Below are 23,447 nucleotides of genomic sequence, written 5' to 3' on the forward strand. Positions count from 1 at the left end.
GGCGACCCGATGCGTCGGCTGAGCCCTAGGCTCGCTGCGTGGCCTCCAGCGCCGTCGCCCTCCGGCGGGTCGTCCATCGGTACGCCCCGCCGCTGCTCGCCGTCCTGGTCGCCGCGGCCGTGTGGGCCAGCGCGACCGGTGACATCGGGGTCCGCTCGCCGCTGCCGAGCGTGGTCGTGCTGCTGATCGCACTGGTCTCGGCGTGGGCCGCCGCCACGGTTCGGACCCGCCGCTGGCCGTTGTTCCTGGCTGCGGCGGTCGGCTGGTTGGTGCTCGCCGCGGCGGCCGCCGGGGTGCTGGCCTCGTACCAGGCGGGTCTGCGGTTGCGCGGTCGCCAACTAGCCGGCTACCTCGCCGGGGCGGCAGTGGTGCTGACCGGTGGGGTGCTGGTCGGGTTGGCGGTGGGTGGCGTACGCCGGATCACCACCGCCAGCACCGGCAACGTGCTGCTGCTCGCCGCCTGCCTGGTGGGGCTTCCGTTGGTCTTCGGCCTCTGGGTGCGGGCCCGTCAGGACACGCTCGCCGCTCTGCGGGACCGGGCCGAGCGGCTGGAACGCGAGCAGGAGGCCCGCGCCGACCGGGTCCGCGCCGAGGAGCGGACCCGGATCGCCCGGGAGATGCACGACGTGGTGGCGCATCGGGTCTCGTTGATGGTGGTGCATGCCGGGGCGCTGGAGGTGACCGCCGTGGACCCGGCGACGGTCGAGGCAGCCGCGCTGATCCGGACGACCGGCCGGCAGGCGCTCACCGACCTGCGCGAGGTGCTGGGTGTGCTGCGCCAGGCCGGCCCGGCCGTGACACCGGAGCGAGGGCTCGACACGTTGGACGAGTTGATCGGGGAGTCCCGTGCCGCCGGGCTGCGGGTGTCCCGGCAGGACGAGGGTGTGCCGACGGCCCTTCCGGCGACGCTGGGGCGTACCGCGTACCGGGTGGTCCGTGAGGCGCTGACCAACGTGCGCAAGCACGCGGCCGACGCCGAGACGACGGTCTGCCTGCGCTACCTGCCCGACGGGCTGGAGGTGCTGGTCCGCAACGGCCCGTCCGAGGGCGGGTCGACGCTGCCGGGTGCCGGGCAGGGGCTGCTCGGGCTGCGGGAGCGGGTGGAGCTGCTCGGCGGCCGGTTGGAGGCAGCTCCCGTGGACGGCGGCTTCCTGGTCCGGGCCCTGATCCCGCTGGCGGGTGCGGCGTGATCCGGGTGGTGGTGGTCGACGACGAGCAGCTCGTTCGGGCCGGGCTGCGGCTGATCCTGGAGGCGGCGGAGGACATCACCGTCGTCGGTGAGGCAGCGGACGGCGCCGGAGCGCTGGAGCAGGCCCAGCGGTTACGCCCCGACGTGGTGCTGCTCGACGTGCGGATGCCGGGCGTCGACGGGCTGACCGTGGCGCCCGACGTGGTCGCCGTCGGCCCGAAGGTGATCATGTTGACCACCTTCGACCTCGACGAGTACGTGCACCGGGCGCTGCGGGCCGGCGCGGTCGGCTTCCTACTCAAGGACACTCCGCCCCGCGAGTTGGCTGCCGCCGTTCGTACGGTGGCCGCCGGTAACGCGATGCTCGCCCCGACGGTGACCCGGCGCCTGATCAGCTCGTTCGCCGAGCGTGGTCCGGCCCGCCGGGACGCGGCCCGTGAGCGGCTCGCACCGCTGACCGAGCGGGAGCTGGCGATCGTCCGGGAGGTGGCGCGCGGGCACGGCAACGCGGAGATCGCCCGGCGGCTGACGATGAGCGAGGCCACCGTCAAGGCACACGTCAGCCGGGCGCTGGCGAAACTCCACGCGGGCAACCGTGTGCAACTGGCCATCCTGGTGTACGACGCCGACCTGCTGTGACGCGTGCGCCCGTCAGCGGCGGGCGGCGGCGCGGCGGTGGGCCCGTCGGCGCAGCCAGCGGATCCCCTCCAGGCCGAACGTGATGACCAGCGAGACCCCCACACCGACCAGTACGCCCTTCACGGGTTCACGTTCGAAGGCCAGCCCGCCGAAGTAGCCGAGCAGTCCGCAGTACAACGCCCAGGTGACCGCCGCGATGCTGTCGTAGAGCAGGAACGCCCGGCGGGGATAGCGCACCGCGCCCATGGTGAGGGTGACCGCGGTCCGGCCGCCCGGCACGTACCGGCTGGTCGTCAGGATGACGCCGCCGCGCCGGTCCACGGCCCGGCGGGCCCAGTCGGAGCTGGCCCGCCGCCGGCTGCCGTCGGGCAGCCGGGCCAGCCGGTGTGCCCCGCCGCCTCGACCGATGGCGTAGGAGATGTGGTCGCCGACCAGCGCGCCGATCGCGGCGCTGACGATCACCAGGGTCAGGCTGGGGTGACCGGCGCTGGCCGACAGCACCCCGGCGGTGATCACCGCCGCCTCGCCCGGCACCGCGGGAAAGAACGCGTCGATGGCGGTGAGCCCGAAGATCACCAGGTACACCCACGGCGAGGTGACCGTCCCACGGAGGAGGTCGAGCAGGGCGTCCATGCCCCCATGTTTGATGGCTCGGCGGCGGTCGGTGGCGCTTCGCCGACATTGCGCCGACTGGTCAGCCACTCGCCGCCTCAGCCCTCTCCGTCAACTCATCGTTTCTCGCCGGTAGCCTCGGGGTAGTGGGCGCCGTTGAAGGTGACTCGCAGCGCGTACACCGAGGTACCGGCGGTGATGAACAGGTGGTTGCGTTTCGGGCCACCGAACGTGAGGTTGGCTGCCGGTTCGGGCAGCAGCAGCTTGCCGATGAGGGTGCCGTCCGGGTCGAAGCAGTGCACACCGTCCCAGGCCGCTGCCCACACGCGCCCGACGTCGTCGAGACGGATGCCGTCGAAGCGGCCGAAGTCACACTCAGCGAAGATCTTCCCGTTTTCGAGGGTGCCGTCGGCCATGACGTCGAAGACGCGGATGTGGCTGGGGTCCTGCCGAGTGTCCACGATGTAGAGCTGCTGCTCGTCGGCGGAGAACGCCAGGCCATTGGGGCGGCAGAAGTCGGTCGCCACGACGCGCATCTCGGCCGTGGCGGGGTCCAGGCGGAACACGTAACAGGCGCCGTCGAACTCGCTGTCGCCCTTGTTGCCCTCGTAGTCACCCTGGATGCCGTAGGTCGGGTCGGTGAACCAGATCGTCCCATCGGCGCGGACGACCACGTCGTTGGGACTGTTGAGCCGTTTGCCGTCGAATCGGTCGGCGAGCACGGTGATCGTGCCGTCGTGTTCGGTACGGGTGACCCGCCGGTTGCCCTGCTCGCACGTGACAAGCCGACCCTGGCGGTCCACGGTGTTGCCGTTGGCGTAGCCCGAGCCATGGCGGTAGACGCCGACGGCGCCGGTGGTCTCGTCCCAGCGCAGCAGCCGGTCGTTGGGGATGTCGCTCCACACCAGGTAGCGGCCAGCCGGAAAATACGCAGGTCCTTCGGTCTTACGTGCGCCGGTGTGCAGCCGTTCGACCACGAAGTCGCCGTCGCAGCCACGGAACCGTTCATCCAGCAGGTGGAACTCAGCGGGAACAGTGTCGGCCATCCGTGCCTCCCCGTGTCGGATCATCGTTCGGCAGAAGCATATGTAAGCCGAACCTGATATGGTCAAACCGTTGCTGACTAAATCACATTCGAGGATGCACGAGTGGTGGACGACATCGACCGGGCCCTGTTGGCACACCTGCAGCACGACGCCACGCAGTCCTACGCGGCACTGGCCAAGGCGGTGGGCCTGTCCGCCGGCTCGGCCCATGACCGCGTACGCAAGCTGCGCGAACGCGGCGTGATCCGCCGGACCACCGTCGACGTCTCCCCGGTGCTCGTCGGCCGCGGCGTGTCGGCGTTCGTGATGGTCAGCGCCGACTCCTGGATGGGCGACGTCCCGACCCGCGACGCGCTTGCGGCCATCCCCGAGATTCAGGAAGCGCACATCATCGCCGGCGCGGCATCCCTGTTGGTGAAGATCCGTACCGCGACGACCGAAGACCTGCAAGCGGCGCTGCGCCGCATCTTCGGCATCGACGGTGTCACCGGCACCCAGGCCATGGTGGTGCTGGAGACGTTCTTCGAACGTTCGGTGAGCGTGCTCGACCAGCCCAGCGAACCGCACCCGGCGGATGCCGACGCGCCACTACGTTAGGAGTCGGCCGGCGTGCACCAGGGCCGGTGGGGCCAGCAGTGGGCCGTTTGCGGTCTTGTCGTCGGCGGTGGGGCCGTGCGAGGTCAGCACCACTGGCGCACCCAGTTCGGCGCTCACCGCTTCGGCCCAGTCCGTCGGCGGTTCGTCGTACACCGGTCGGGAGCGCAGCAGGCGGGCGGTGAGTGCGGCCTGCCGGTCCAGGTCGCCGGGCGGGCCCGGGGTCAGCCGGTCGGTGGTGTCGTAACGGCGGCAGATCCGCAGGTCGGGGCCGGCCAGGTCGAGGTGGGTCAGGGCCAGGCCGTCGACGCCGCCGGCCGCGGTGAGGGCGTACCGGTGGGCGACCGCGTCGAAGTGGCCGAACCGGAACCGGCCCTGCCACGGGTTCGTGGCGTTGTGCGCGTCGGCGAACGGCAGGCTCGGGTCCTCGGTCACCAACGGGCCGTGCCCGTGCCGGGTGGTGACCACGCGGAGCACCCCGATCCGGGTCACGTCGCCGGGCCGGCCCGCCTCGGCGAGCAGGCTGTCGACGTTGGCGAACGTGGTGGTGCTCCAGGTGGTGTACGGGTGGAAGCCGTGCCACTCGTCGAGCAGCACCCCCTGCGCGCCCTCGAAGACGCAGGTCCCGGTGCGCAGCGCCCCGGCGAGCCAACTGGCGTCGACGATGGCGACCCGGTCGGCGAACCCGGTGTACGCGGGCAGGCAGTCCTCGACCGGTGGCGCGTCCAGCGGGCCCAGCTCGGCGGTCAGCCGGTCCCGCAGGGTGGTCAGCCTGCGGCGCAGCAGTGCTGGGTGGTGGCAGTCGGAGACACGGGGCGCGTCGTCGGGGTGGGCGAGACCGTACGCGACGGCCTCGCCCACCCCCAGCCCGCAGGAGCCGTGCCGGTCGGCTCCCCGGGCGATCTCGCGGGCCCGGTTGGCGGCCCGGTGGTACGGGGTGGCGAGCAGTGCGTCCCCGTCGACGGTCAGCCGGTCCAGCGCGTCGGGCACCCCGACCGTGGCGAGGTGGTCGGCCTCGGCGGCCAACGCCAGCGGGTCCACCACCACGTGCCGGGACAGGTGCGTACGCACACCGGGATGGAACGTGCCGGCGCCGAACTGTGCGAACGTGTGGTGCCGCCCGTCGCGCAGCACGACGTTGTGTGCCGCCTGCGCGCCCCCGTTGAAGCGGACCACCGTGTGCACCCGACGGGTGGCGCAGAGCCAGTCCACCACCGTGCCCTTGCCGGCGTCGCCGTAGCCGAGGTCGATCACCGCCACGTGGTTCACAGCCGGGTCACCCCGCTGGCCGTGTGGGTGAACGCCGGCAGCGTCGACACCTTGGCCCGCCGTTCCCGGCCGAGGCGGGCCAGCGCCTTCGACACGGTCCCGGTGGCGCTGGAGCCGGCGCGGTCCAGGTCGCGCAGGCCCTCGTCCAGGTCGATGGCCTGTTCGCCGAGGCCGATGGTGAGCGCGATGGTCTCGCAGACCGCGTCGAGGTCGTCGAGCACTACGGCGTTCTGCCCGAACAGGTCCCGCCAGAAGTCGAGCACCTTGGCGTTGCCGGCGTAGTGGCTGCCGGCGGGGAGCAGGTAGTAGGTGTCCCAGCGGCGGGTCACCTCGTCGACGACCTGCCGCAGCGGCACGTCCTCGGAAAGGTCGTCCCCGATCAGGCCGGCCACCTCCCGGGCCTTCACCCGCTGGTACGCCAGCTCGTCGCCGATGATGAACAGGTAGCCGCGCCGGCCGCGCTTCTCCCAGTTGTCGGTGACGGTGTGCCGGGCCATGAAGTACATGGCCAGCTCGTACGACTCGCTCATCTGTCCGCCGCCGCCGCCCTCCAGCACGATCCGGCCGAGGTCGTCGTCCATCCGGTTGTCCGACTCGAACTGGCCCACCTGCAACGGCACCCGGTCGCAGGTGGCGTCGCCGATGGCACCGAACATGATCTGAGGGTCGCTGGCGTAACCCTGCCGTTGCAGCAGCCCGAGCAGTTGCGGCAGCTTGGTCTGCAGGACCCGCGGCACCGTGCGCATCGAGCCGGTCACGTCGAAGAGCACCGCGACGGGAGTCGACCGGGGGTGCTCGTCGGAGTCGCGGCTCTCGCGGGTCGCGTCCCTGGGGTCGAGCGCGGGGTGCACGGTGCGCGCACCGCTGTCGCTGTAGGAGAAGGCGCTCCTGCCGGTGGACCGGCGGTAGCGGTCGGCGGCGTCGTACACGTCGGTGGACCAGATTCCACTGCCCATGACAGCTCCTTAGGGGGTGAGGGTGAAGGGTCGGAAGGTGCGTGGCCCGTAGAGCCGGTCCAGCACCTGGTCGAGTTCGCGCAGCAGGCGCCAGGCGTCGTCGGGTCGGGCGTCCAGGGACCGTTGCCGGCAGCCCCGCGCGAAGGTGTGCAGCTCGCGGGGGACGCGCGGCCCCATCAGCCAGCTCATGCAGTGACTGGCCATCGCGATGTCGGTGCCCGGCCCGCAGGGTTGCTTCTTGAGGACCTCCTCCGGGTCCCAGCCGTGGCCGGGTACGACCGCCGGGATCGTGCTCCCGACGGCTGCGGAGAAGCACCAGTCGATCAGCACCACGCCGTGGGCGTCCGGCTCGATCAGCACGTGCCGGGGCAGGACCGCGCCGTGCACCACGCCCGCCCGGTGGGCCAGGCCGAGCACCACCAGCAGCCGCCGCCACATCCAGGCCACATCCCGGGCGTCCAGCCCGTCGGGGTACGCGCGCCGTACCTCCTCGAGGTCGTGCAGGCCGGGTGCGGCGGCGAGGACGTTGATCCGTCGTTCCGCGCCGGTGGCGGTGTCCCGGTGCCGGAACTCGTCGACCAGCCGGGGCACGTACGGCAGGTAGCGCGGGTCGCCGCGCTCGGCGATGGTGCGCAGGGCGTGCGCCTCGCGAGCCATCAGATCGTTGTCGGCGGGCCGTCGAGGAAGCTTGAGCAGCCGGTCGTCGCCGACGTCGTAGAGGTCGGCCAGGTCACCCGAGTGGGCCGGCGCGCCGAGCCGGTAGTCGCCGAGGACGGTGCTCTGCCGTGCCTGCCACCGGGTGGTGACGTGGATGAACGCGTCGATGGCTTCGGCGCGTACCGTCGGGTCGGTCGGCAGGCGGTCGGGGTGCAGGGCCGCGACCAGCTCGCGGTAGCGGCGGGCGGGCTGGTCGGCGCCGAACAGGTCCGCGTCGGTGCGGGCGGCCGCGACCAGGCGAATGGCGTCCGCGACCCTCACCGCACCGCCTCCTCGTGGGCGGGGCGCAGCAGCGCCGGGTGCAGCAGGCGGGCGTCGCCGGCTCGGTAGAGCCGGGCGCGCGGGCCGCCTCGCGCACCACCGCGCTCGGTGCTGGCGCCGGTGCTCTCCACGAAGCCCGGCACGGAGAGCACCTTGCGGTGGAAGTTGCCGGCGTGCAGCGGGTGCCCCCAGACCGTCTCGTAGACGGCCCGCAGCTCGCTGATCGTGAACTCGGCGGCGAGGAAGCGGGTGGCGAGCGGGGTGTACTCCAGCTTGGAGCGGGCCCGTTCCAACGCGTCGTCGATGATCCGGCCGTGGTCGAAGGCGAGCTGTCGGCTGGTCAGCGCGGTCACCGGCAGCCAGACCGCCTCGTCGGCGTCGCTGCCGGCGGCCGGGTCCGGCAGGTCGGGGGCGAACGCCAGGTGGGCGATCGAGACGATCCGCATGCGCGGGTCACGGTCGGGAGCGCCGTAGCTGCCCAACTGCTCCAGATGTACGCGACGCAGCGCCTCGCCGCCGAGCCCGGTCTCCTCGGCCAGCTCCCGTCGGGCGCCAGCGGGCAGGTCCTCGTCGGGGCGGACGAAGCCCCCGGGCAGCGCCCAGTGCCCCGCGAAGGGTGCCTCGCCGCGCCGGATCAGCAGCAGGTGCAGCGCGCCGTCGCGGATGGTCAGCGCCACCACGTCGACGGTCACGGCGACCGACGGGTAGGCCCGGGGGTCGTACGCGGCCAGGAACTCCTGCTCGTTCATCACGTCTCTCTCATCCTGAGAACATCTCGCTGTGAGAACAACCTAGCGCAGAAGCGCGCGCCTGCCAAGGGCAACTCAGCGCACGAATCCAGTGCGGTGCGCTCAGCGCACGAGACCGGTCAGGTGGGGTCGGCCACGGGAGTCGTGCAGGGCGAACCCGCCGTCGGGCAGGAGCGCGAAGCTCACGGTGCTCGGCAGCGGCACGGGCAGCTTGAAGGCGACCTCGACGGTGTACGCGTCCGGCAGCCGGGCCTCCAGCGCGGCCAGGCAGCGCGCCTTGCTCCACATGCCGTGCGCGATCGGCCGGCGGAAGCCGAACAGCCGCGCCCCGAGTCGGGAGGTGTGGATCGGGTTGTGGTCGCCGGAGACCCGCGCGTACTCCGTACCGATGCGGGGTTCGACCCGCCAGCGGGCGGTGGCCGTCGGCGCCGCCGGACGTTCGCCGGGCTCGCGCCCGCCCGGCTTGCGTTCCCGACCGAGGTACGTCGAGACGCCGCGCCACACCTCCTCCCCGTCGACCGAGCCGACCAGCACCACGTCCACCTGCCGCCCCCGGTCGTGGGGGCGCAGGTCCTCCGCGTACGTGGTGAAGTCGAGGGTCTCGTCGGCGGTGATCGGGCGGTGCGTCGTGATCCGGTTGCCGACGTGCACCAGGCCGATCAGCGGGAGGGGGAAGTCCGGCGCGGTCATCAGGCGCAGGGCCAGCGGAAAGCCCATGACGTGCGGGAACGTCGCGGGCAGCCGGTCGGTGAGCCGGAACCCGCACACCCGATCGTAGTCGGCCAGCTGCGCCCGGTCGACGCGCACCCCGCTGACCGTCAACTCGACCGCCGGCAGGTCGGGCCCGCGCCGCCCACCCCCGAGGCCCGGTAGCGCGCCGCGCAACGCCCGCCGGTGCAGCGCCCCGACCGCCGGCATGCGGGGCAGCTCGACGCGGGTACGGCTGCCCGACTCCGGCCGCGCGCCCATCACGCCCCCAGCAGGCTCTGGCCGCAGACCCGGACCACGTTTCCGCTGACCGCGCCGCTGGCCGGCCAGGCCAGCCAGCCGATCGTCTCGGCCACGTCCACCGGCAACCCGCCCTGGGCCAGGCTGTTCATCCGCCGGCCCGCCTCGCGGACCACCAGCGGGATGCGCGCGGTCAGCCGGGTCTCGATGAAGCCGGGGGCCACCGCGTTGACGCTGATCCCGCGCTCCCGCAGGGCCGGTGCGAGCGAGTCGACCAGCCCGATCACGCCGGCCTTGCTGGTGGCGTAGTTGGTCTGCCCCCGGTTGCCGGCGATCCCGGCGATCGAGGAGACCGAGATGATCCGCCCGCCGGCCGGGATCAGCTCCCGCTCCAGCAGTACGTCGTTGATCCGCTCCTGGCTGGAGAGGTTGACGTCGATCACCTGGTCCCACCGGTCGGCGTCCATCCGGCCCAGCGTCTTGTCCCGGGTGATGCCGGCGTTGTGCACCACCACGTCGACCCGACCGTGCCGGCTGGCCAGGTGCTCGGCGAGTCGGGTCGGCGCCTCCGGCGCGGTCAGGTCGAGTTGGACGGCGGTGCCGCCGATGTCGTTCGCCACCGCGGCCAGCGCGTCACCGGCGGCCGGAATGTCCAGGGCCACCACCTTCGCGCCGTCGCGGGCCAGCACCTTCGCCAGCGCCGCACCGATGCCCCGTGCGGCGCCGGTGACCAGCACGACCTGCCCGTCCAGCGGGCGGTCCCAGTCGGCCGGGACGCTCGCCGCGCCGCCGCCGACCCGGATGACCTGCCCCGACACGTACGCGGACCGGCCGGACAGCAGGAACCGGACTGTCGATTCGAGGCTCGTGATCGTGCCGGCGGAGTGGGCCGGGTCGTCCGCACCGCTCACGTAGACGAGTTGAGCGGTGGTGCCCCGGCCGAACTCCTTGCCGATGCTGCGGACCAGCCCTTCGAGGGCGCGCTGGGCGGTCGCCTCGCGGGGTGTCGGGCACTCCTGCGGCGGGGTGCCCAGCACGATCACCCGGCCGCTGGGCAGCACGGCCCGGGCCTGCGGGTGGAAGAAGTCGTAGAGCTGGCGCAGCTCGGTCGAGTCGGTGATCCCGGTGGCGTCGAACAGCAGTGCCCCGTACCGCTGCGGGGTGTCGCCTGACGGGTCGGCGGCCGGGTCGGCCAGCTCGACCCCGGCGGCGGTGAGGATCTTGGCGATCGGCCCGGCGAGCCGGCCGCCGGTGGCCGCGCCGAGCAGGGCCGGGCCGGCCAGCAGCGGGTCGCCGGGGTGGTGCCGGCGCAGTCGGGGCGGGTCGGGCAGCCCGAGGCGCTTGACCAGCGCGCGGCCGGTGGCCGATTGGACGAAGCTCGCGTACCTGTCGGTCATGGGCGTAGCCTACTGGCGAGTAGGGTTCGAGCAACACATGTCGAGGAGGCGGATCGTGCAGAGCATCCGGCGGGTCGCGGTCATCGGGGGCAACCGCATACCCTTTGCCCGTTCCAATTCCCGCTACGCGGACGCGTCGAACGCGGACCTGCTCGGCGCGGCGCTCGACGGGCTGATCGCCCGCTACGGGCTGGCAGGGCAGCGCGTCGGCGAGGTGGTCACCGGCGCGGTGCTCAAGCACTCCCGTGACTTCAACCTCACCCGCGAGGTGGTCCTCGGCTCCCGGCTCGACCCACACACCCCGGCGTACGACATCCAGCAGGCCTGCGGCACCGGCCTGGAGGCGACCATCCTGGTCGCCAACAAGATCGCCCTCGGTCAGCTCGACGTGGGCATCGCCGGCGGTGTCGACACCACCTCCGACGCCCCGCTCGCCGTCAACGAGGAGATGCGCCGCACGCTGCTCAAGCTCAACTCGGCCCGCACGTTGGGGGAACGGCTCAAGATCGCGGCGAAGCTGCGCCCACTCCAGCCGTTCAAGCCGGAGATCCCGCGCAACGCAGAGCCGCGAACCGGCCTGTCCATGGGCGACCACGCCGCCCGGACCGCGGTGCGGTGGCAAATCGACCGGCGTTCCCAGGACGAGCTGGCGCTGCGCTCACACCAGCGGCTCGCCGCCGCGTACGACAGGGGTTTCTTCGACGACCTGATGACGCCGTACCTGGGGCTGACCCGTGACGCGAACCTGCGCCCGGACACCAGCGTGGAGAAGCTCGGCTCGCTGAAGCCGGTCTTCGGCACCCGCGGCCCGGACGCCGAGCAGGCCACCATGACGGCCGGCAACTCGTCGCCGCTCACCGACGGCGCGTCCACCGTGCTGCTGGCCAGCGAGGAGTGGGCGGCAGCGCACAACCTGCCCGTGCTGGCCTGGTTCAGCTGGTCGGAGACGGCCGCGGTGGACTTCGTGCACGGCGACGAAGGGCTGTTGATGGCCCCCGCGTACGCGGTGCCCCGGATGCTGGCCCGCGCCGGGCTGACGTTGCAGGACTTCGACTACTACGAGATCCACGAGGCGTTCGCGTCCCAGGTGCTGGCCACCCTCGCCGCCTGGGAGTCGCCGGAGTTCTGCAAGGACCGGCTCGGCCTGGACGCGCCGCTGGGCGCGATCGACACCGACCGGCTCAACGTCAACGGCTCGTCGCTGGCCGCCGGGCACCCGTTCGCCGCCACCGGCGGACGGATCGTGGCGACCCTGGCCAAGCTGCTGGCCGAGAAGGGCAGCGGGCGCGGGCTGATCTCCATCTGCGCGGCCGGTGGTCAGGGCGTGACGGCCATCCTGGAGCGTTGAACGCGGGATCGTCCCCTACCGGGGTGACCGCCAGCAGGCGTTAACGGACCGTTCAGAAGCTGGCCCGCTGGTGGAGGGTTTAACACGCAACGGTGATCGAACCGCGCCCCGGGGCGCGGTTCGATCGCTCCTGCGTGCGGAACGGGGCCGTAACACCATGGAGTCCGTCCTCCCACGGACGACCACCCTCTCGGTGGTCATCCCGATGTTCAACGAGACCGCTGTCATTCCGGCGCTTGTCGCCCGGCTCCGGCCGGTGCTCGACGCGCTCGGCGTCGACTACGAGGTGGTCGCCGTCGACGACGGCAGCCGGGACGACACCGTGTCGGTGCTCTTCGACCACGGCCGGGACTGGCCGCAGCTGCGGGTGCTCCGGCTGCGACGCAACAGCGGCCACCAGGCGGCGTTGACCGCCGGCCTGCACCGGGCCGTCGGCCAGTGGGTGGTCAGCCTCGACGCCGATCTGCAGGATCCACCGGAGACCATCGCCGAGATGCTCCGCGTCGCCCGCGAGGACGGCGTGGATGTGGTCTACGGCGTTCGCGCGGACCGCAGCACCGACACGGTCTTCAAGCGCAACACCGCCCGTGGCTACTACTGGGCGATGCGCCGCCTCGTCGGCGTCGACCTGCCCGCGCAGGCCGGCGACTTCCGGATGCTCAGCCGGGACGTGATCGAGGTCCTGCGCCGGCTGCCCGAACGCGCCCCGGTCTACCGGCTGCTGGTGCCGTCGCTCGGCTTCCCCAGCGCCGAGGTGCGCTACGACCGTGAGGCCCGTGCCGCCGGCGAGACGAAGTATCCGCTGCGCCGGATGCTGGCCCTGGCCTGGGAGAGCACTGCCAACTTCTCCGCCGCGCCACTGCGCCTGGCCACCTGGCTGGGGATGTCGAGCTTCCTGCTCTGCCTCGGGTTGATCGTGTTCGGCATGGTCGCTCACATCTCCGGCACCACCATCCCCGGTTGGACCTCGATGTTCGTCGCGGTGCTGCTGCTCAGTGGGGTGCAGTTGGTCTGCCTCGGCCTGCTGGGCGAGTACGTCGGCCGGATCTACGCCACCGTGCAGAACCGGCCCGCGTTCCACATCGGGTTCGACTCCCGCGACGAGGTCCCGGACGCGCAGCCGGTGGCCCGCAGCGGTGACGTCTCCCGTACGCCGAGCTTCGATTCGGCGGTCGGCGTCCGTGGCTGACCTCCTCCTGGCCGAGCGGATCGACACCACGGCGCCGGCGTCGCGCCGGAACGCTCTCCTGCCGGTCCTCAGCACGCTCCCGTGGCTGCTGGTGATCGCCGCGCTGCTCGTGGTCTGGTCCCGTGGCGGTGTGCCCGCCACGGATCTCGCGCGGTTCTCCGCGTACTGGGTTCTCGCGTTGGTGCTCCCCGGGACCCTGGTGCACCGGGCCTTGCGCGGCAGCCGGGGCAACCTCCCGGAGGACCTCGGCTACGGCGCGGCCACCGGCCTGGTGCTGGAGATCATGGCCTGGGCGTTGGCCGCGGCGACCGGTCAGCAGTCCCTGCTGCGGTGGTGGCCGCTGCCCGTCCTCGTGGCGTTCGTCGCCGTCCCCGGGCTGCGCCGGCACTGGCGGGTCGGCGAGCGCCGTCCGCTGCCGCTCGCCTGGCACTGGGGGATGGGCGCGGCGCTGCTGGTGGTGCTGGCCTGGGGATACACCCAGTGGCGGACGGTCCCGCTCCCGCCGGTGTCCGACGGCTACTACCAGGACGTGCTCTACCACCTGGGTCTGGTGCAGGAGTTGACCCGGGCGATGCCGTTCGAGCTGCCGCACGTCGCGGGGGAGGCGCTGCGCTACCACTACCTGTCCGACGCGCACATCGCCAGCGGCAGCATGATCACCGGAATTTCGCCTGCGGTGGTGCTGCTGCGACTCTGGCTGGTGCCGGTGGTCGGTACCGCGGTGCTGCTCGCGGCCGGGCTGGCCCGCGACCTGAGTGGTGCCGTCTGGGCCGGCCCGGTGGCAGCTCTCGCCGCCTTCACCGGGGCCGCGATCACGCTCGGCTCGCCGGTAGGCGCGTCCGGCGAGATGCCGTTGTCGTACGCCAGCCCCTCCCAGACGTACGTGCTGGTGCCGCTGCTGCTGATCGCCGGGCTCGTCGTCGACGTGGTCCGGGCGCGTCCCCTCGGCCCGGCCTGGCCGCTGGTTCCGGCGCTCGGGTTGGTCTGTGCCGGCGCGAAGTCCAGCGCGTTGCCGCCGCTGATCGCCGGCCTGGGTCTCACCGTCGTCGTGTTCTGGTGGCGGAAGCGGCAGGTACCGCGACCCGCCCTGACGGCGCTGGCCTGCCTCGTGGCGGCGATGGCGCTCGGCTTCCGGCTGTTCGCCGGTGGCGGGGCCGGCACGCTGCGCGTGCAGGCGTTGGCGTTGTTGCACTTCATCGCCCCGTACGCCGAGACCGTCGGAACGGGCGACGGAATCTGGCCGAGTGCGCCGCTGCCACCGGGCATCAACGACGGTGGCATCCTCGGGTGGCTGCTGGCGTTCGCCGTGGTGGTCTGGTGGGTGCTGGCTCAGGCACCCCGGTGGGTGGGCATGCGGCTGCTGGTCGACGGTGGGCACCGGGCCGATCCGGCCGTCTGGCTGATCGCCGGCACGGTTCTGGCCGGGGCGGCCGCCACCTGGGTGTTCCAACACCCGTCGATCAGTCAGATCTACTTCTGGATGGGTGTCATCCCGGTCGGCGTCGTGCTGACCACCTGGTCCCTCGCCGAGGCCCGCGCACCCTGGCCGGTGCTGGTGGTGCCCGCCGTGGCCGGCGCGCTGGCGGGGTTCGCCACGGCCGGCACGGTGGCGGGTTTCGCCGTGCCGAGGATCAGCCGTCCCGGCACCCCCACCACCTCGACGATCGAGGGTTGGTTGCGGGTGCTGGGTCTGTCGGCGGCCCGGTACGTGCTGTTCGTGGCGATGGCCGCCGCGCTGGCGGTCGGGGTGGCCGCCCTGTGGCGACGGCGCCACCCGGCACCGGTCTCCGGGCCGGCGGACGGCTCGGCACGTCGTCGGCGGGCGGCGACGATCGCTCTGGCCGGGATCACCGCGGCGATGCTCGGTGCCAGCGCCGCCGTCATCGTGGGCGGTACCGTCCGTTCGGTGCTGACCGAGCCGGTGCGGGTGACCGGGCCCCAGCCGTACTCGCTGACCGCCGACGAGATGCGCGCGGCGCTGTGGCTGGACGACAACGCCGCCGACGACGACGTGGTCGCCACCAACGTGCACTGCCGGCCGGTGCGGACCACCCCGCACTGCGATGCCCGCGCGTTCTGGGTGACCGGCCTGGGCGGACACCGCACGGTGGTGGAGAGCTGGGGTTACACCGACGCGGTAGTGGCCGCGCACGGCGTCGAGAGCCTCGGGTACGCCCGACAGAGCTTCCCCGACCAGGCGCTGCTCGCGCTCAACGACGGGGTGTTCAGCGCGCCGACCCGGGTCGACCTGGACCGGCTCCGCACCGAGTACGGCGTCCGGTGGCTGTTCGCCGACGCCAGGGCGGGTGCGGTGTCGACGGAGCTGGCCGGGCTGGCCCAGGTCCGACTGGTCGTCGGCTCGGTCACCGTCTACGAGCTGAGCCGGCCCTGACCGCCCGGGCACCCCGGCCCGGTCCCGGCGTTCGACCCCCGGCCCGGTCCCGCTCCCGACCAGCGGGTGCGGGACAATGAGGTACGTGACGACGATCCCCAACGTGCTGGCCAACCGGTACGCCTCACCCGAACTGGTCGCCCTCTGGTCCCCGGAGGAGAAGGTCCGGATGGAGCGGCGGCTCTGGCTCGCCGTTCTCAGCGCTCAGCGCGACCTGGGCGTGCCGGTGCCGGACGGCGTGGTCGAGGCGTACGAGCGGGTGCTCGACCAGGTCGACCTCGCCTCGATCGCCGAGCGGGAGCGAGTCACCCGACACGACGTGAAGGCCCGGATCGAGGAGTTCAGCGCGCTCGCCGGGCACGAGCACGTGCACAAGGGGATGACTTCCCGGGACCTCACCGAGAACGTCGAGCAGCTCCAGGTGCGCGCCTCACTGGAGCTGATCCGCGACCGGGTGGTGGCCACCCTCGCCCGGTTGGCCTGGCTGGCCCACGAGCACTCCGAGCTGGTCATGACCGGGCGTTCGCACAACGTGGCGGCGCAGGCCACCACGCTGGGCAAGCGCTTCGCGTCGGCGGCGGAGGAGTTGCTGATCGCGTACGAGCGGCTGGAGGAGCTGATCGCCCGCTACCCGCTGCGGGGGATCAAGGGACCGGTCGGCACGGCCGCCGACCAGCTCGACCTCTTCGACGGCGACGCCGACAAGGTGGCTGAGCTGGAGCGACGGGTCGCCGAGCACCTGGGCTTCTCCCGGGTGCTGGACAGCGTCGGGCAGGTCTACCCGCGCTCGCTCGACTTCGACGTGCTGGCCGCGCTGGCGCAGACCGCCGCCGCGCCGTCGTCGCTGGCCACCACGATCCGGTTGATGGTCGGTCAGGAGTTGGCGACCGAGGGCTTCAAGCCGGGTCAGGTCGGTTCCAGCGCGATGCCGCACAAGATGAACACCCGCTCGTCGGAGCGGGTGAACGGCTTCGCCGTGATCATCCGGGGTTACCTGTCGATGGTCGGTGAGCTGGCCGGTGACCAGTGGAACGAGGGGGACGTGTCCTGCTCGGTGGTCCGCCGGGTGGCACTGCCGGACGCGTTCTTCGCCGCCGACGGGCTGTTCCAGACGTTCCTCACCGTGCTCGACGAGTTCGGCTCGTACCCGGCGGTGATCAACCGGGAGCTGGAGCGCTTCCTGCCGTTCCTGGCCACCACGAAGATCCTGGTCGCGGCGGTTCGGCGGGGCGTCGGCCGGGAGGTCGCCCACGAGGTGATCAAGGAGCACGCGGTGGCGGTGGCCCTGGCGATGCGCGAGAAGGGCTCACCGGAGAACGACCTCTTCGACCGCCTGGCGGCGGACGGCCGGCTCGGCCTGTCCCGCGCCGACATCGACACCCTGGTCGCCGACCGCAACGCCTTCGTAGGTGCCGCCCAAGCCCAGGTGGCGGCGGTGACAAGCCGCATCACCAAGGTGGTGACCGCCCACCCGGAAGCCGCCACCTACAGCCCACCCCCCATCCTCTAACCCCACCCACCCCACCCCCCCTTCCGCGGGTGATCAAGAGGTTTGCGTCAGTTTCGATCTCGCTGATGACCGAAACCTCTTGATCAACTGGGAAGGGGGGCCGGTGGGTGGGTTATTCGCCGGTTGGGGTTTCGGCGGCGGTTCTCAGGTTGGGGGCGCTGGCCGGTTCGGCGATGCCGCCGGGAGACTCGGTGAAGCCCGCGATTTCCGCGGTCTCCGCGGCGACAGCGGGCTGGTCGGCCGGCATGACCTCGGGCATCTTGGGTACGGCGACCACTGCCGTCCCGTACGCGCAGATCTCCATCCACATCTCGCCGCAGTCCCGGCTGTCGAACCGCATGCCGATCACCGCGTTCGCGCCGAGACGCAGGGCCTCCTCGCCGAGGCGGGCCACCGAGTCGGTGCGCCAGCGGGTCAGGTTGTCCGGGGCCATCGGGTCGTACGCGCCACCGCGCAGGTTCTTCACACCCTCGCGGTACGGGTTGCGCGTCCTGGCCATCGATGACACCACCTCACCGAGAATCTGGCGGATCTCGTAGCCGGGCAGTTGCTCTGTCGTCACGACCAGCACGGTTCCGATGCTGTCAGGAGTGGCGCGACCCGATCGTGTGCATTGTTCACCTGATCGGATGCTGCAAAACGACGCGGCGCGGACGGCCGGCACGTGGCCGACCATCCGCGCCGAGCGGGGCGTTAACCGTCAGACACCGGCCACCGAGGTGATCCAGGCCCGGTTGTACGCAACGCTGCCGTAGTTCTGGATGCTCGACCCGTCGGCGGTGGAGGCGACGCCGACCTGCTGGCCGTTGTAGAACTGCGGGCCGCCGGAGTCACCGCGCCAGGCGTTGCCGTTGATCCGGGTGCTGCGGATCGCCTGGCCGCCGTACGCGTCGCTGGCGCTGTTGCTGGTCACCCGGACGCTGGCGGTCTTCAGCTGGGTGGACGCCGAGCAGCCGCTGTAGCAGGTCATGCCCCAGCCGTAGATCGAGTTCGTCGAGTTGATCGGCGGGTTGCTGCTGGCCAGGCTCACCGTGGAGGTGCTGACGGCGCTGGAGAGCCGCATGAGCGCGAGGTCGTTGCGGGTGTAGGTGGCGCTGACCGTGCGGGTGACCCCGCCGGAGGTGCGGTTCACGCTTCCGACGCGCACCGACATGGTGCCGCTGATGCAGTGCCGAGCGGTGAGCACCCACTGCGCGGCGATGACGCTGCCGGAGCAGGTGAACGAGCCGTTGCTGAGCACCGCGGCGGCCCAGGGCGCGGACGAGACGGTGCCGCCACCGATGATGAGCGGGCTGGGCGGGGTGGCGGACGCTGCGGACGTGACGCCGAGGGCGCCGACCAGCGCGGTGCTGAGGACGGCGAGCAGGGGGCGGATGCGCATCGGGTGGACTCCTTGGACGGGGCGGCCCGGGATCGCCGGGTGCGGGCGGGGGCGGCAGCGGGGGTTCCCGCGAGCGCCTGAATCGACTTACGTCGATGTACAGTAGGGCCCGACGCGGTCGTTATCAAGGATTTGATCGAGGCTGGTCAATGTAACGATTTGGCCACCCGTTGCGCCATGTATGCCCTGCTGAGGCCACCTGTAGCGCCTGGCGGGTCACAGTGGGCGTCGGTAATGTCGATCACTGCCTGGACTGCACCCGGCCGGTGCGTCCGCGGCGATATCTGCCAGGTACGCTGGCTGCGCTCGCCCATTGTGGGTCGGCACCCAACTGCGTACACAGTCAGGAGTGCCCAGTGCCTCGCGTCGTCGTCGACGTCATGCTCAAGCCCGAGATCCTTGATCCGCAGGGCCAGGCCGTCGCAAACGCGCTGCCCCGGCTCGGCGTCGGTGACGTCGCCTCGGTTCGGATCGGCAGGCGGATCGAGATCGAGTTCACCGGTGAACCGGACCTGGACCGCGCTCGGGAGATTGCCGACAAACTGCTCGCCAACCCGGTCATCGAGGACTTCACCGTCCGCCTGGTCGAGGCCGACGAGACTGCGGACGCCCGCTCGTGACCGCCCGGGTCGGTGTGGTCACCTTCCCCGGCTCGCTCGACGACGGGGACGCGGCCCGGGCCGTCCGGATCGCCGGCGCTGAGCCGGTCCGGCTCTGGCACGGCGACCCGGAGCTGCACGGTGTCGACGCAGTCGTCCTGCCCGGCGGTTTCTCCTACGGTGACTACCTGCGGTGCGGCGCCATCGCCCGGTTCGCCCCGGTGATGGAGACGATCGTGGACGCCGCCCAGGGTGGTCTGCCGGTGCTCGGCATCTGCAACGGCTTCCAGATCCTCTGCGAGGCGCACCTGCTGCCCGGCGCGCTAACCCGCAACCAGCACCTGCACTTCCGCAACCGGGACCAGGTCCTGCGCATCGAGTCGGCCGGGACGGCGTGGACCAACGCGTTCCAGCCCGGCCAGGAAGTGCTCATCCCGGTCAAGAACGGCGAGGGCTGCTACGTCGCGGACACCGCGACGCTGGACCAGCTCGAAGCCGAAGGTCGGGTGGTCGCCCGCTACCTCGGCGGCAACCCCAACGGGTCCCAGCGCGACATCGCCGCGATCACCAACGCCGCCGGCAACGTGGTCGGCATCATGCCGCACCCGGAGCACGCGGTGGAGGCGCTCACCGGCCCTTCGCTGGACGGCCTCGGCTTCTTCACGTCGGTCCTCAAGCACCTGGTGGGGGCGCCGGCATGACCGGCGGCACGATCATCGGTCAGCTCAACCGCCGGTCTGGCGGGCACGAGCGCAGCGAGGAGAGGTCATGACCACCCATCCGGACCCGGTACGGGACACACCGGAGGCGTACTCCGCCCCGGCGCAGCCGGCCGAGCCGAACCCGGCGCAGCCGGTCGCCCCGGCGACCGCTCCCGCCCAGCCGGCCGCCGCCGTCTGGACCGAGGGCGTGGACACCGTTCCGCGCGCCGGTGGCACCCCGGGCGAGCTTCAGCCGTACACCGAGCTGGGCCTGCGCGACGACGAGTACGACCGGATCCGGCAGATCCTCGGCCGCCGGCCCACGCAGTCCGAGCTGGCGATGTATTCGATCATGTGGAGCGAGCACTGCTCCTACAAGTCGAGCAAGGTGCACCTGCGCCAGTTCGGTGAGAAGGCCCCGCACAGCGACCGGATGCTCGCCGGCATCGGTGAGAACGCCGGTGTCGTGCAGATCTCCGACGAGCTCGCGGTGACCTTCAAGGTCGAGTCGCACAACCACCCGAGCTTCGTCGAGCCGTACCAGGGCGCGGCGACCGGCGTCGGTGGCATCGTCCGGGACATCCTCGCCATGGGTGCTCGCCCGGTCGCGGTGATGGACCCGCTGCGCTTCGGTGCCGCGGACCACCCGGACACCGCCCGGGTGCTCACCGGTGTGGTCGCGGGCGTCGGCGGCTACGGCAACTGCCTGGGCCTGCCCAACATCGGTGGAGAGTTGGTCTTCGACCCCTCCTACCAGGGCAACCCGCTGCTCAACGCGCTCTGCCTGGGCGTGCTGCCGGTCAGCCGGCTGCAGAACAAGGCCGCCGCCGGCCCGGGCAACGTTGTCGTCCTGATGGGCGCCAAGACCGGCCGCGACGGCATCGGCGGCGTCTCGGTGCTCGCCAGCGCCACCTTCGACGAGGGCAGCGAGGCGCGTCGCCCCGCCGTGCAGGTGGGTGACCCGTTCACCGAGAAGCTGCTGATCGAGGCGTGCCTCGAGCTGTACGACGGCCAACTGGTCGTCGGCATCCAGGACCTCGGCGGCGCCGGTCTGACCTGCGCGCTCACCGAGACCGCCGCCGCTGCCGGCACCGGCATGCGGGTCTGGCTGGAGCGGGTGCCGCTGCGCGAGCCCTCGATGGACCCGCACGAGATCCTGGCCAGCGAGTCGCAGGAGCGGATGCTGCTGGTCGTCGCGCCGGACAAGCTCGACGCGGTGCTCAAGACCTGCGAGAAGTGGGGCGTCCTCGCCACCGCGATCGGTGAGGTCACCGCACCGGAGCCGGACGGCAGCCCCGGTCGCCTGCTGATCACCTGGCAGGACCACCTCGTCGTCGACGTGCCGCCGGGTTCGCTGGTCGACGACGGCCCGGTCTACGCCCGACCGATGCGTGAGCCGGCCGACCTGATCCTGCTCCAGGCCGACAGGGCCGAGACGCTGCCCCGCCCGGCCGACCCGGAGGCACTGCGGGAGACCGTGCTGCGCATGATCGCGTCGCCCAACCTGGCCGACAAGTCCTGGGTCACCGAGCAGTACGACCGCTACGTGCTGGGCAACACCGTGCTCGCCCAGCCGGAGGACGGCGGCGTGATCCGGATCGACGAGCGGACCGGGTTGGGTGTGGCGCTCTCGGTGGACGGCAACGGCCGGTACGCCCGGCTCGACCCGTACAACGGCACCAAGCTGGCCCTGGCCGAGGCGTACCGGAACGTGGCGGTGACCGGCGCGAAGCCGATCGCCGTCACCGACTGCCTCAACTTCGGCTCCCCGGAGGACCCGGGCGTGATGTGGCAGTTCGCCGAGGCCGTCCGCGGCCTGGCGGACGGCTGCCTGGAGCTGGGCATCCCGGTGACCGGCGGCAACGTCAGCTTCTACAACCAGACCGGTGCCGCGGCCATCCACCCGACCCCGGTGGTCGGTGTGCTGGGCGTGCTGGAAAACGTCGCCGACCGGGTGCCGATGGGCTTCGTGCCGCGCGCCGGTGGCGACCACGACCAGCTCTACCTGCTCGGCGAGACGAACGTGGAGCTGTCCGGCTCGGAGTGGGCCTGGGTGACGCACGAGCACCTCGGTGGTATTCCGCCACAGGTCGACCTCCTCCGCGAGAAGGCGCTGGCTGAGCTGCTGGCCGAGGCGGCCCGCGTCGGTCACCTGGCCTCCGCGCACGACCTCTCCGACGGCGGTCTCGCCCAGAGCCTGGTCGAGTCCTGCCTGCGTCGCGGCGTCGGTGCCCGGGTCGCGGTGCCGGAGCAGTTCGCCGAGGGTTCGATGCCGTTCGTCTACCTGTTCAGCGAGTCCGCCACGCGGGCGCTGGTCTCGGTGCCGCGCGGCCACGACAAGGCGTTCGCGGCGCTCTGCGCCGAGCGGGGCGTGCCGTTCGAGCTGATCGGCGTCACCGACCCGTCCGGTGGGGCGCTCGAGGTGCACGGCCAGTTCCGGATCGGCCTGGACGAGCTGCGCACCGCGCACACCGAGACGTTGCCGCGCCTCTTCGGGGGTTCGGCGGCCGTCGAGGTGCCCGCGCCGGCTGCCGGCGTGGCGGGTGCGGTCGAGGCCGTCCCGTTGCCGGGCGAGTCGGCCGAGCCGGTCGACGCGGCCGAGGTGGTCTCCGAGCCGATCGCATCCTCGGGTCCGTCTCCGGAGACCGGCGCGGTCGAGCCGATCGGGTCGGAGCAGCCCGGCGAGGTGTCCGAGTCTGACTCTGGTGTCACCGAGCCGTCGCCTGACGAGCGCTGAGGCGTTGACGGCCGCCGTCTACGGCCAACCCGGATCGGGTGCCCGGTTCGACTGGGGGCTGACCGGGGCGGCCGAACTCGGCCGGGTCTGCGCGGCGCTGGTGGTGGTGGACGTTCTCTCGTTCACCACCGCCGTGGAGGTGGCGGTCGCCCGTGGCATGCGGGTGCACCCGTTTCCCTGGGGTGAGCAGGCCGCCGAGTACGCCGTCCGGGTCGGTGCGACCGCTGCGGTCGGGCGACGGCAGACGACCGCGGAACATCCGTGGTCGCTCTCGCCCGCCGCGCTGAGCAGCGCACCGGTGGTGGCGGACCTCGTGCTGCCCTCCCCGAACGGCTCGGCCATCAGCGCCGCCGCCAGCGCCACCGGCCTGCCGGTGGTCGCGGCGTGCCTGCGCAACGCGCGCGCCGTCGGGCATTGGCTGCGCCGCCAAGGGTACGGCACGCTGGACGCCCCGATCGGCGTGATCGCGTCGGGGGAGCGGTGGCCGGACGGGTCGCTGCGACCGTCGGTGGAGGACCAACTCGGTGCCGCCTCGGTGCTGGACGCCCTCTCCGGCGTGCCGGGTGGGCTCTCGGTGGAGGCGGCCATGGCGCTCGCCGCGCTGGCGAGCACCCCGGATCTGCCCGCCGCGGTGCGGGGCAGCGTCTCCGGACGGGAGTTGACCGAGAGCGGCTTCGCCGCGGACGTGGACGTCGCCGTCCGGATCGGCGTGTCGGACGTCGTCCCGGTGCTCCACCAGGGCGTCTTCTCCGCCGCCTGACCGGGCCAGCCCGCGCGGGGCCGCGTCTGACCGTGCCGGGCCCGCGCCCTCTGATCAACTCGGTTTTCAGGAAACCGCGGTGTCCAGGGTTGCGGGATGGCCCGACTTCACCGATCGCGAGTGGGTCTTGCAGCGAAACGGCCACCCGGATCTCCGGGTGGCCGTTTCCATGTGCTGTGGTGGGGTCAGTCGTCCAGCCAGTCGAGGCGGCGACCGCCGCGCTCGGTCGGCGGCGGGGTCTCCGGTCGGTTCCGCCCGGCGGGCTGGCCGTAGCCGCCCTGGTCGTAGCCCCGGTCGTCGTAGCCGCCGCGCTGCTGCGGAGGCTCCTGGCCGTAGTTGCCGCCCTGGTCGTATCCGCCGGCGGGCTGGCCGTAGCCGCCCTGGTCGTAGCCCCGGTCGTCGTAGCCGCCGCGCTGCTGCGGAGGCTCCTGGCCGTAGTTGCCGCCCTGGTCG

Annotated in this window: 21 protein-coding genes and 1 pseudogene; 11 read left to right on the plus strand and 11 right to left on the minus strand. The window is 72.2% G+C overall.

Annotation, left to right across the window (positions count from 1 at the left end; translation table 11 throughout):
• Nucleotides 1–38: 38 nt before the first annotated feature.
• Both ACFYP0_RS30735 and ACFYP0_RS30740 read left to right on the plus strand, forming a co-directional pair.
• Complete coding sequence (locus ACFYP0_RS30735) at nt 39–1,190, plus strand: sensor histidine kinase (protein WP_355495785.1); 1,152 nt, start codon at nt 39–41, stop codon at nt 1,188–1,190.
• On the plus strand, nt 1,187–1,828 hold the full coding sequence (locus ACFYP0_RS30740) for a response regulator (RefSeq protein WP_091396102.1): 642 nt from the start codon (nt 1,187–1,189) through the stop codon (nt 1,826–1,828). The genes ACFYP0_RS30735 and ACFYP0_RS30740 overlap by 4 nt, the downstream gene beginning before the upstream one ends.
• A gap of 12 nt (nt 1,829–1,840) precedes the next feature.
• Here the strand turns inward: ACFYP0_RS30740 and ACFYP0_RS30745 are convergent, their stop codons facing one another.
• Nucleotides 1,841–2,461 carry a DedA family protein gene (locus tag ACFYP0_RS30745; protein WP_355495788.1) on the minus strand — a complete coding sequence of 207 codons (621 nt, stop codon included), beginning with the start codon at nt 2,459–2,461 and terminating at the stop codon, nt 1,841–1,843.
• Between the two features lie 95 nt (nt 2,462–2,556).
• Nucleotides 2,557–3,486: an SMP-30/gluconolactonase/LRE family protein gene (locus ACFYP0_RS30750; protein WP_355495791.1), complete on the minus strand. Its 930-nt coding sequence runs from the start codon at nt 3,484–3,486 to the stop codon at nt 2,557–2,559.
• A 102-nt stretch (nt 3,487–3,588) separates the two neighbouring features.
• Between ACFYP0_RS30750 and ACFYP0_RS30755 the strand changes: the two genes are divergently transcribed.
• Entirely contained in the window at nt 3,589–4,083 is a 495-nt protein-coding gene (locus ACFYP0_RS30755) for an Lrp/AsnC family transcriptional regulator (RefSeq protein WP_355495793.1), read from the plus strand.
• Here ACFYP0_RS30755 and ACFYP0_RS30760 read toward each other — a convergent pair.
• The 6 genes from ACFYP0_RS30760 to ACFYP0_RS30785 form a co-directional block, all read right to left on the minus strand.
• Nucleotides 4,075–5,349, minus strand: a complete 1,275-nt coding sequence (locus ACFYP0_RS30760; protein ID WP_355495796.1) for an adenylosuccinate synthetase — start codon at nt 5,347–5,349, stop codon at nt 4,075–4,077. The genes ACFYP0_RS30755 and ACFYP0_RS30760 overlap by 9 nt on opposite strands.
• Nucleotides 5,346–6,305, minus strand: a complete 960-nt coding sequence (locus ACFYP0_RS30765; RefSeq protein WP_355495798.1) for a hypothetical protein — start codon at nt 6,303–6,305, stop codon at nt 5,346–5,348. The genes ACFYP0_RS30760 and ACFYP0_RS30765 overlap by 4 nt, the downstream gene beginning before the upstream one ends.
• A 9-nt stretch (nt 6,306–6,314) precedes the next feature.
• Nucleotides 6,315–7,283, minus strand: a complete 969-nt coding sequence (locus ACFYP0_RS30770) for a serine/threonine protein kinase (protein ID WP_356975685.1) — start codon at nt 7,281–7,283, stop codon at nt 6,315–6,317.
• Complete coding sequence (locus ACFYP0_RS30775; protein WP_386998393.1) at nt 7,280–8,032, minus strand: NUDIX hydrolase; 753 nt, start codon at nt 8,030–8,032, stop codon at nt 7,280–7,282. Before ACFYP0_RS30775 ends, ACFYP0_RS30770 begins: the two co-directional genes overlap by 4 nt.
• Nucleotides 8,033–8,134: 102 nt before the next feature.
• Nucleotides 8,135–9,001, minus strand: a complete 867-nt coding sequence (locus tag ACFYP0_RS30780; RefSeq protein ID WP_356975689.1) for a MaoC/PaaZ C-terminal domain-containing protein — start codon at nt 8,999–9,001, stop codon at nt 8,135–8,137.
• Complete coding sequence (locus ACFYP0_RS30785; protein WP_386998394.1) at nt 9,001–10,377, minus strand: 3-oxoacyl-ACP reductase; 1,377 nt, start codon at nt 10,375–10,377, stop codon at nt 9,001–9,003. Before ACFYP0_RS30785 ends, ACFYP0_RS30780 begins: the two co-directional genes overlap by 1 nt.
• A 55-nt stretch (nt 10,378–10,432) precedes the next feature.
• Between ACFYP0_RS30785 and ACFYP0_RS30790 the strand changes: the two genes are divergently transcribed.
• The 4 genes from ACFYP0_RS30790 (at nt 10,433) to purB (ending at nt 16,816) form a co-directional block, all read left to right on the plus strand.
• Nucleotides 10,433–11,725 carry an acetyl-CoA C-acetyltransferase gene (locus ACFYP0_RS30790; RefSeq protein WP_386998395.1) on the plus strand — a complete coding sequence of 431 codons (1,293 nt, stop codon included), beginning with the start codon at nt 10,433–10,435 and terminating at the stop codon, nt 11,723–11,725.
• A gap of 157 nt (nt 11,726–11,882) precedes the next feature.
• A complete protein-coding gene (locus ACFYP0_RS30795) occupies nt 11,883–12,914 on the plus strand; it encodes a glycosyltransferase family 2 protein (protein WP_356975695.1) in 1,032 nt (343 codons plus the stop codon).
• Nucleotides 12,907–15,306 carry a hypothetical protein gene (locus ACFYP0_RS30800; RefSeq protein ID WP_356975697.1) on the plus strand — a complete coding sequence of 800 codons (2,400 nt, stop codon included), beginning with the start codon at nt 12,907–12,909 and terminating at the stop codon, nt 15,304–15,306. Before ACFYP0_RS30795 ends, ACFYP0_RS30800 begins: the two co-directional genes overlap by 8 nt.
• Before the next feature lie 85 nt (nt 15,307–15,391).
• Nucleotides 15,392–16,816 (plus strand): adenylosuccinate lyase, encoded by a 1,425-nt coding sequence (purB, locus tag ACFYP0_RS30805; RefSeq protein ID WP_356975699.1) that lies wholly within the window; start codon nt 15,392–15,394, stop codon nt 16,814–16,816.
• A 112-nt stretch (nt 16,817–16,928) separates the two neighbouring features.
• On the opposite strand, the gene ACFYP0_RS30810 is transcribed toward purB, so the two are convergent.
• Both ACFYP0_RS30810 and ACFYP0_RS30815 read right to left on the minus strand, forming a co-directional pair.
• On the minus strand, nt 16,929–17,492 hold the full coding sequence (locus ACFYP0_RS30810) for a YbjQ family protein (protein WP_091396061.1): 564 nt from the start codon (nt 17,490–17,492) through the stop codon (nt 16,929–16,931).
• Nucleotides 17,493–17,516: 24 nt separating this feature from the next.
• Nucleotides 17,517–18,197: a S1 family peptidase gene (locus ACFYP0_RS30815; RefSeq protein ID WP_355495821.1), complete on the minus strand. Its 681-nt coding sequence runs from the start codon at nt 18,195–18,197 to the stop codon at nt 17,517–17,519.
• 356 nt (nt 18,198–18,553) lie between these two features.
• Between ACFYP0_RS30815 and purS the strand changes: the two genes are divergently transcribed.
• The 4 genes from purS (at nt 18,554) to ACFYP0_RS30835 (ending at nt 22,994) form a co-directional block, all read left to right on the plus strand.
• On the plus strand, nt 18,554–18,817 hold the full coding sequence (gene purS, locus ACFYP0_RS30820; RefSeq protein ID WP_030491392.1) for a phosphoribosylformylglycinamidine synthase subunit PurS: 264 nt from the start codon (nt 18,554–18,556) through the stop codon (nt 18,815–18,817).
• Complete coding sequence (purQ, locus tag ACFYP0_RS30825) at nt 18,814–19,497, plus strand: phosphoribosylformylglycinamidine synthase subunit PurQ (RefSeq protein ID WP_124853507.1); 684 nt, start codon at nt 18,814–18,816, stop codon at nt 19,495–19,497. Before purS ends, purQ begins: the two co-directional genes overlap by 4 nt.
• Nucleotides 19,498–19,564: 67 nt before the next feature.
• Nucleotides 19,565–22,234 (plus strand): phosphoribosylformylglycinamidine synthase subunit PurL, encoded by a 2,670-nt coding sequence (purL, locus tag ACFYP0_RS30830; RefSeq protein ID WP_356975704.1) that lies wholly within the window; start codon nt 19,565–19,567, stop codon nt 22,232–22,234.
• A 4-nt stretch (nt 22,235–22,238) separates the two neighbouring features.
• The gene (locus ACFYP0_RS30835) at nt 22,239–22,994 is read left to right on the plus strand and encodes a 2-phosphosulfolactate phosphatase (RefSeq protein ID WP_112586203.1); all 756 of its coding nucleotides are present in this window, start codon (nt 22,239–22,241) and stop codon (nt 22,992–22,994) included.
• A gap of 185 nt (nt 22,995–23,179) precedes the next feature.
• Here the strand turns inward: ACFYP0_RS30835 and ACFYP0_RS30840 are convergent.
• A pseudogene (locus ACFYP0_RS30840) lies at nt 23,180–23,447 on the minus strand (hypothetical protein); the annotation flags it as partial.

It is taken from the genome of Micromonospora arida (assembly GCF_042873195.1).
GTDB lineage: Bacteria > Actinomycetota > Actinomycetes > Mycobacteriales > Micromonosporaceae > Micromonospora > Micromonospora arida.

Bases quoted from the DNA above. Each gene is read 5' to 3' on its own strand.
- ACFYP0_RS30745 (WP_355495788.1), bottom strand. From the start codon at position 2,461: ATGGACGCCCTGCTCGACCTCCTCCGTGGGACGGTCACCTCGCCGTGG.
- ACFYP0_RS30750 (WP_355495791.1), bottom strand. From the start codon at position 3,486: ATGGCCGACACTGTTCCCGCTGAGTTCCACCTGCTGGATGAACGGTTC.
- ACFYP0_RS30765 (WP_355495798.1), bottom strand. From the start codon at position 6,305: ATGGGCAGTGGAATCTGGTCCACCGACGTGTACGACGCCGCCGACCGC.
- ACFYP0_RS30775 (WP_386998393.1), bottom strand. From the start codon at position 8,032: ATGAACGAGCAGGAGTTCCTGGCCGCGTACGACCCCCGGGCCTACCCG.
- ACFYP0_RS30780 (WP_356975689.1), bottom strand. From the start codon at position 9,001: ATGGGCGCGCGGCCGGAGTCGGGCAGCCGTACCCGCGTCGAGCTGCCC.
- ACFYP0_RS30785 (WP_386998394.1), bottom strand. From the start codon at position 10,377: ATGACCGACAGGTACGCGAGCTTCGTCCAATCGGCCACCGGCCGCGCG.
- ACFYP0_RS30795 (WP_356975695.1), top strand. From the start codon at position 11,883: ATGGAGTCCGTCCTCCCACGGACGACCACCCTCTCGGTGGTCATCCCG.
- ACFYP0_RS30810 (WP_091396061.1), bottom strand. From the start codon at position 17,492: ATGGTCGGCCACGTGCCGGCCGTCCGCGCCGCGTCGTTTTGCAGCATC.
- ACFYP0_RS30815 (WP_355495821.1), bottom strand. From the start codon at position 18,197: ATGCGCATCCGCCCCCTGCTCGCCGTCCTCAGCACCGCGCTGGTCGGC.
- purL (WP_356975704.1), top strand. From the start codon at position 19,565: ATGACCACCCATCCGGACCCGGTACGGGACACACCGGAGGCGTACTCC.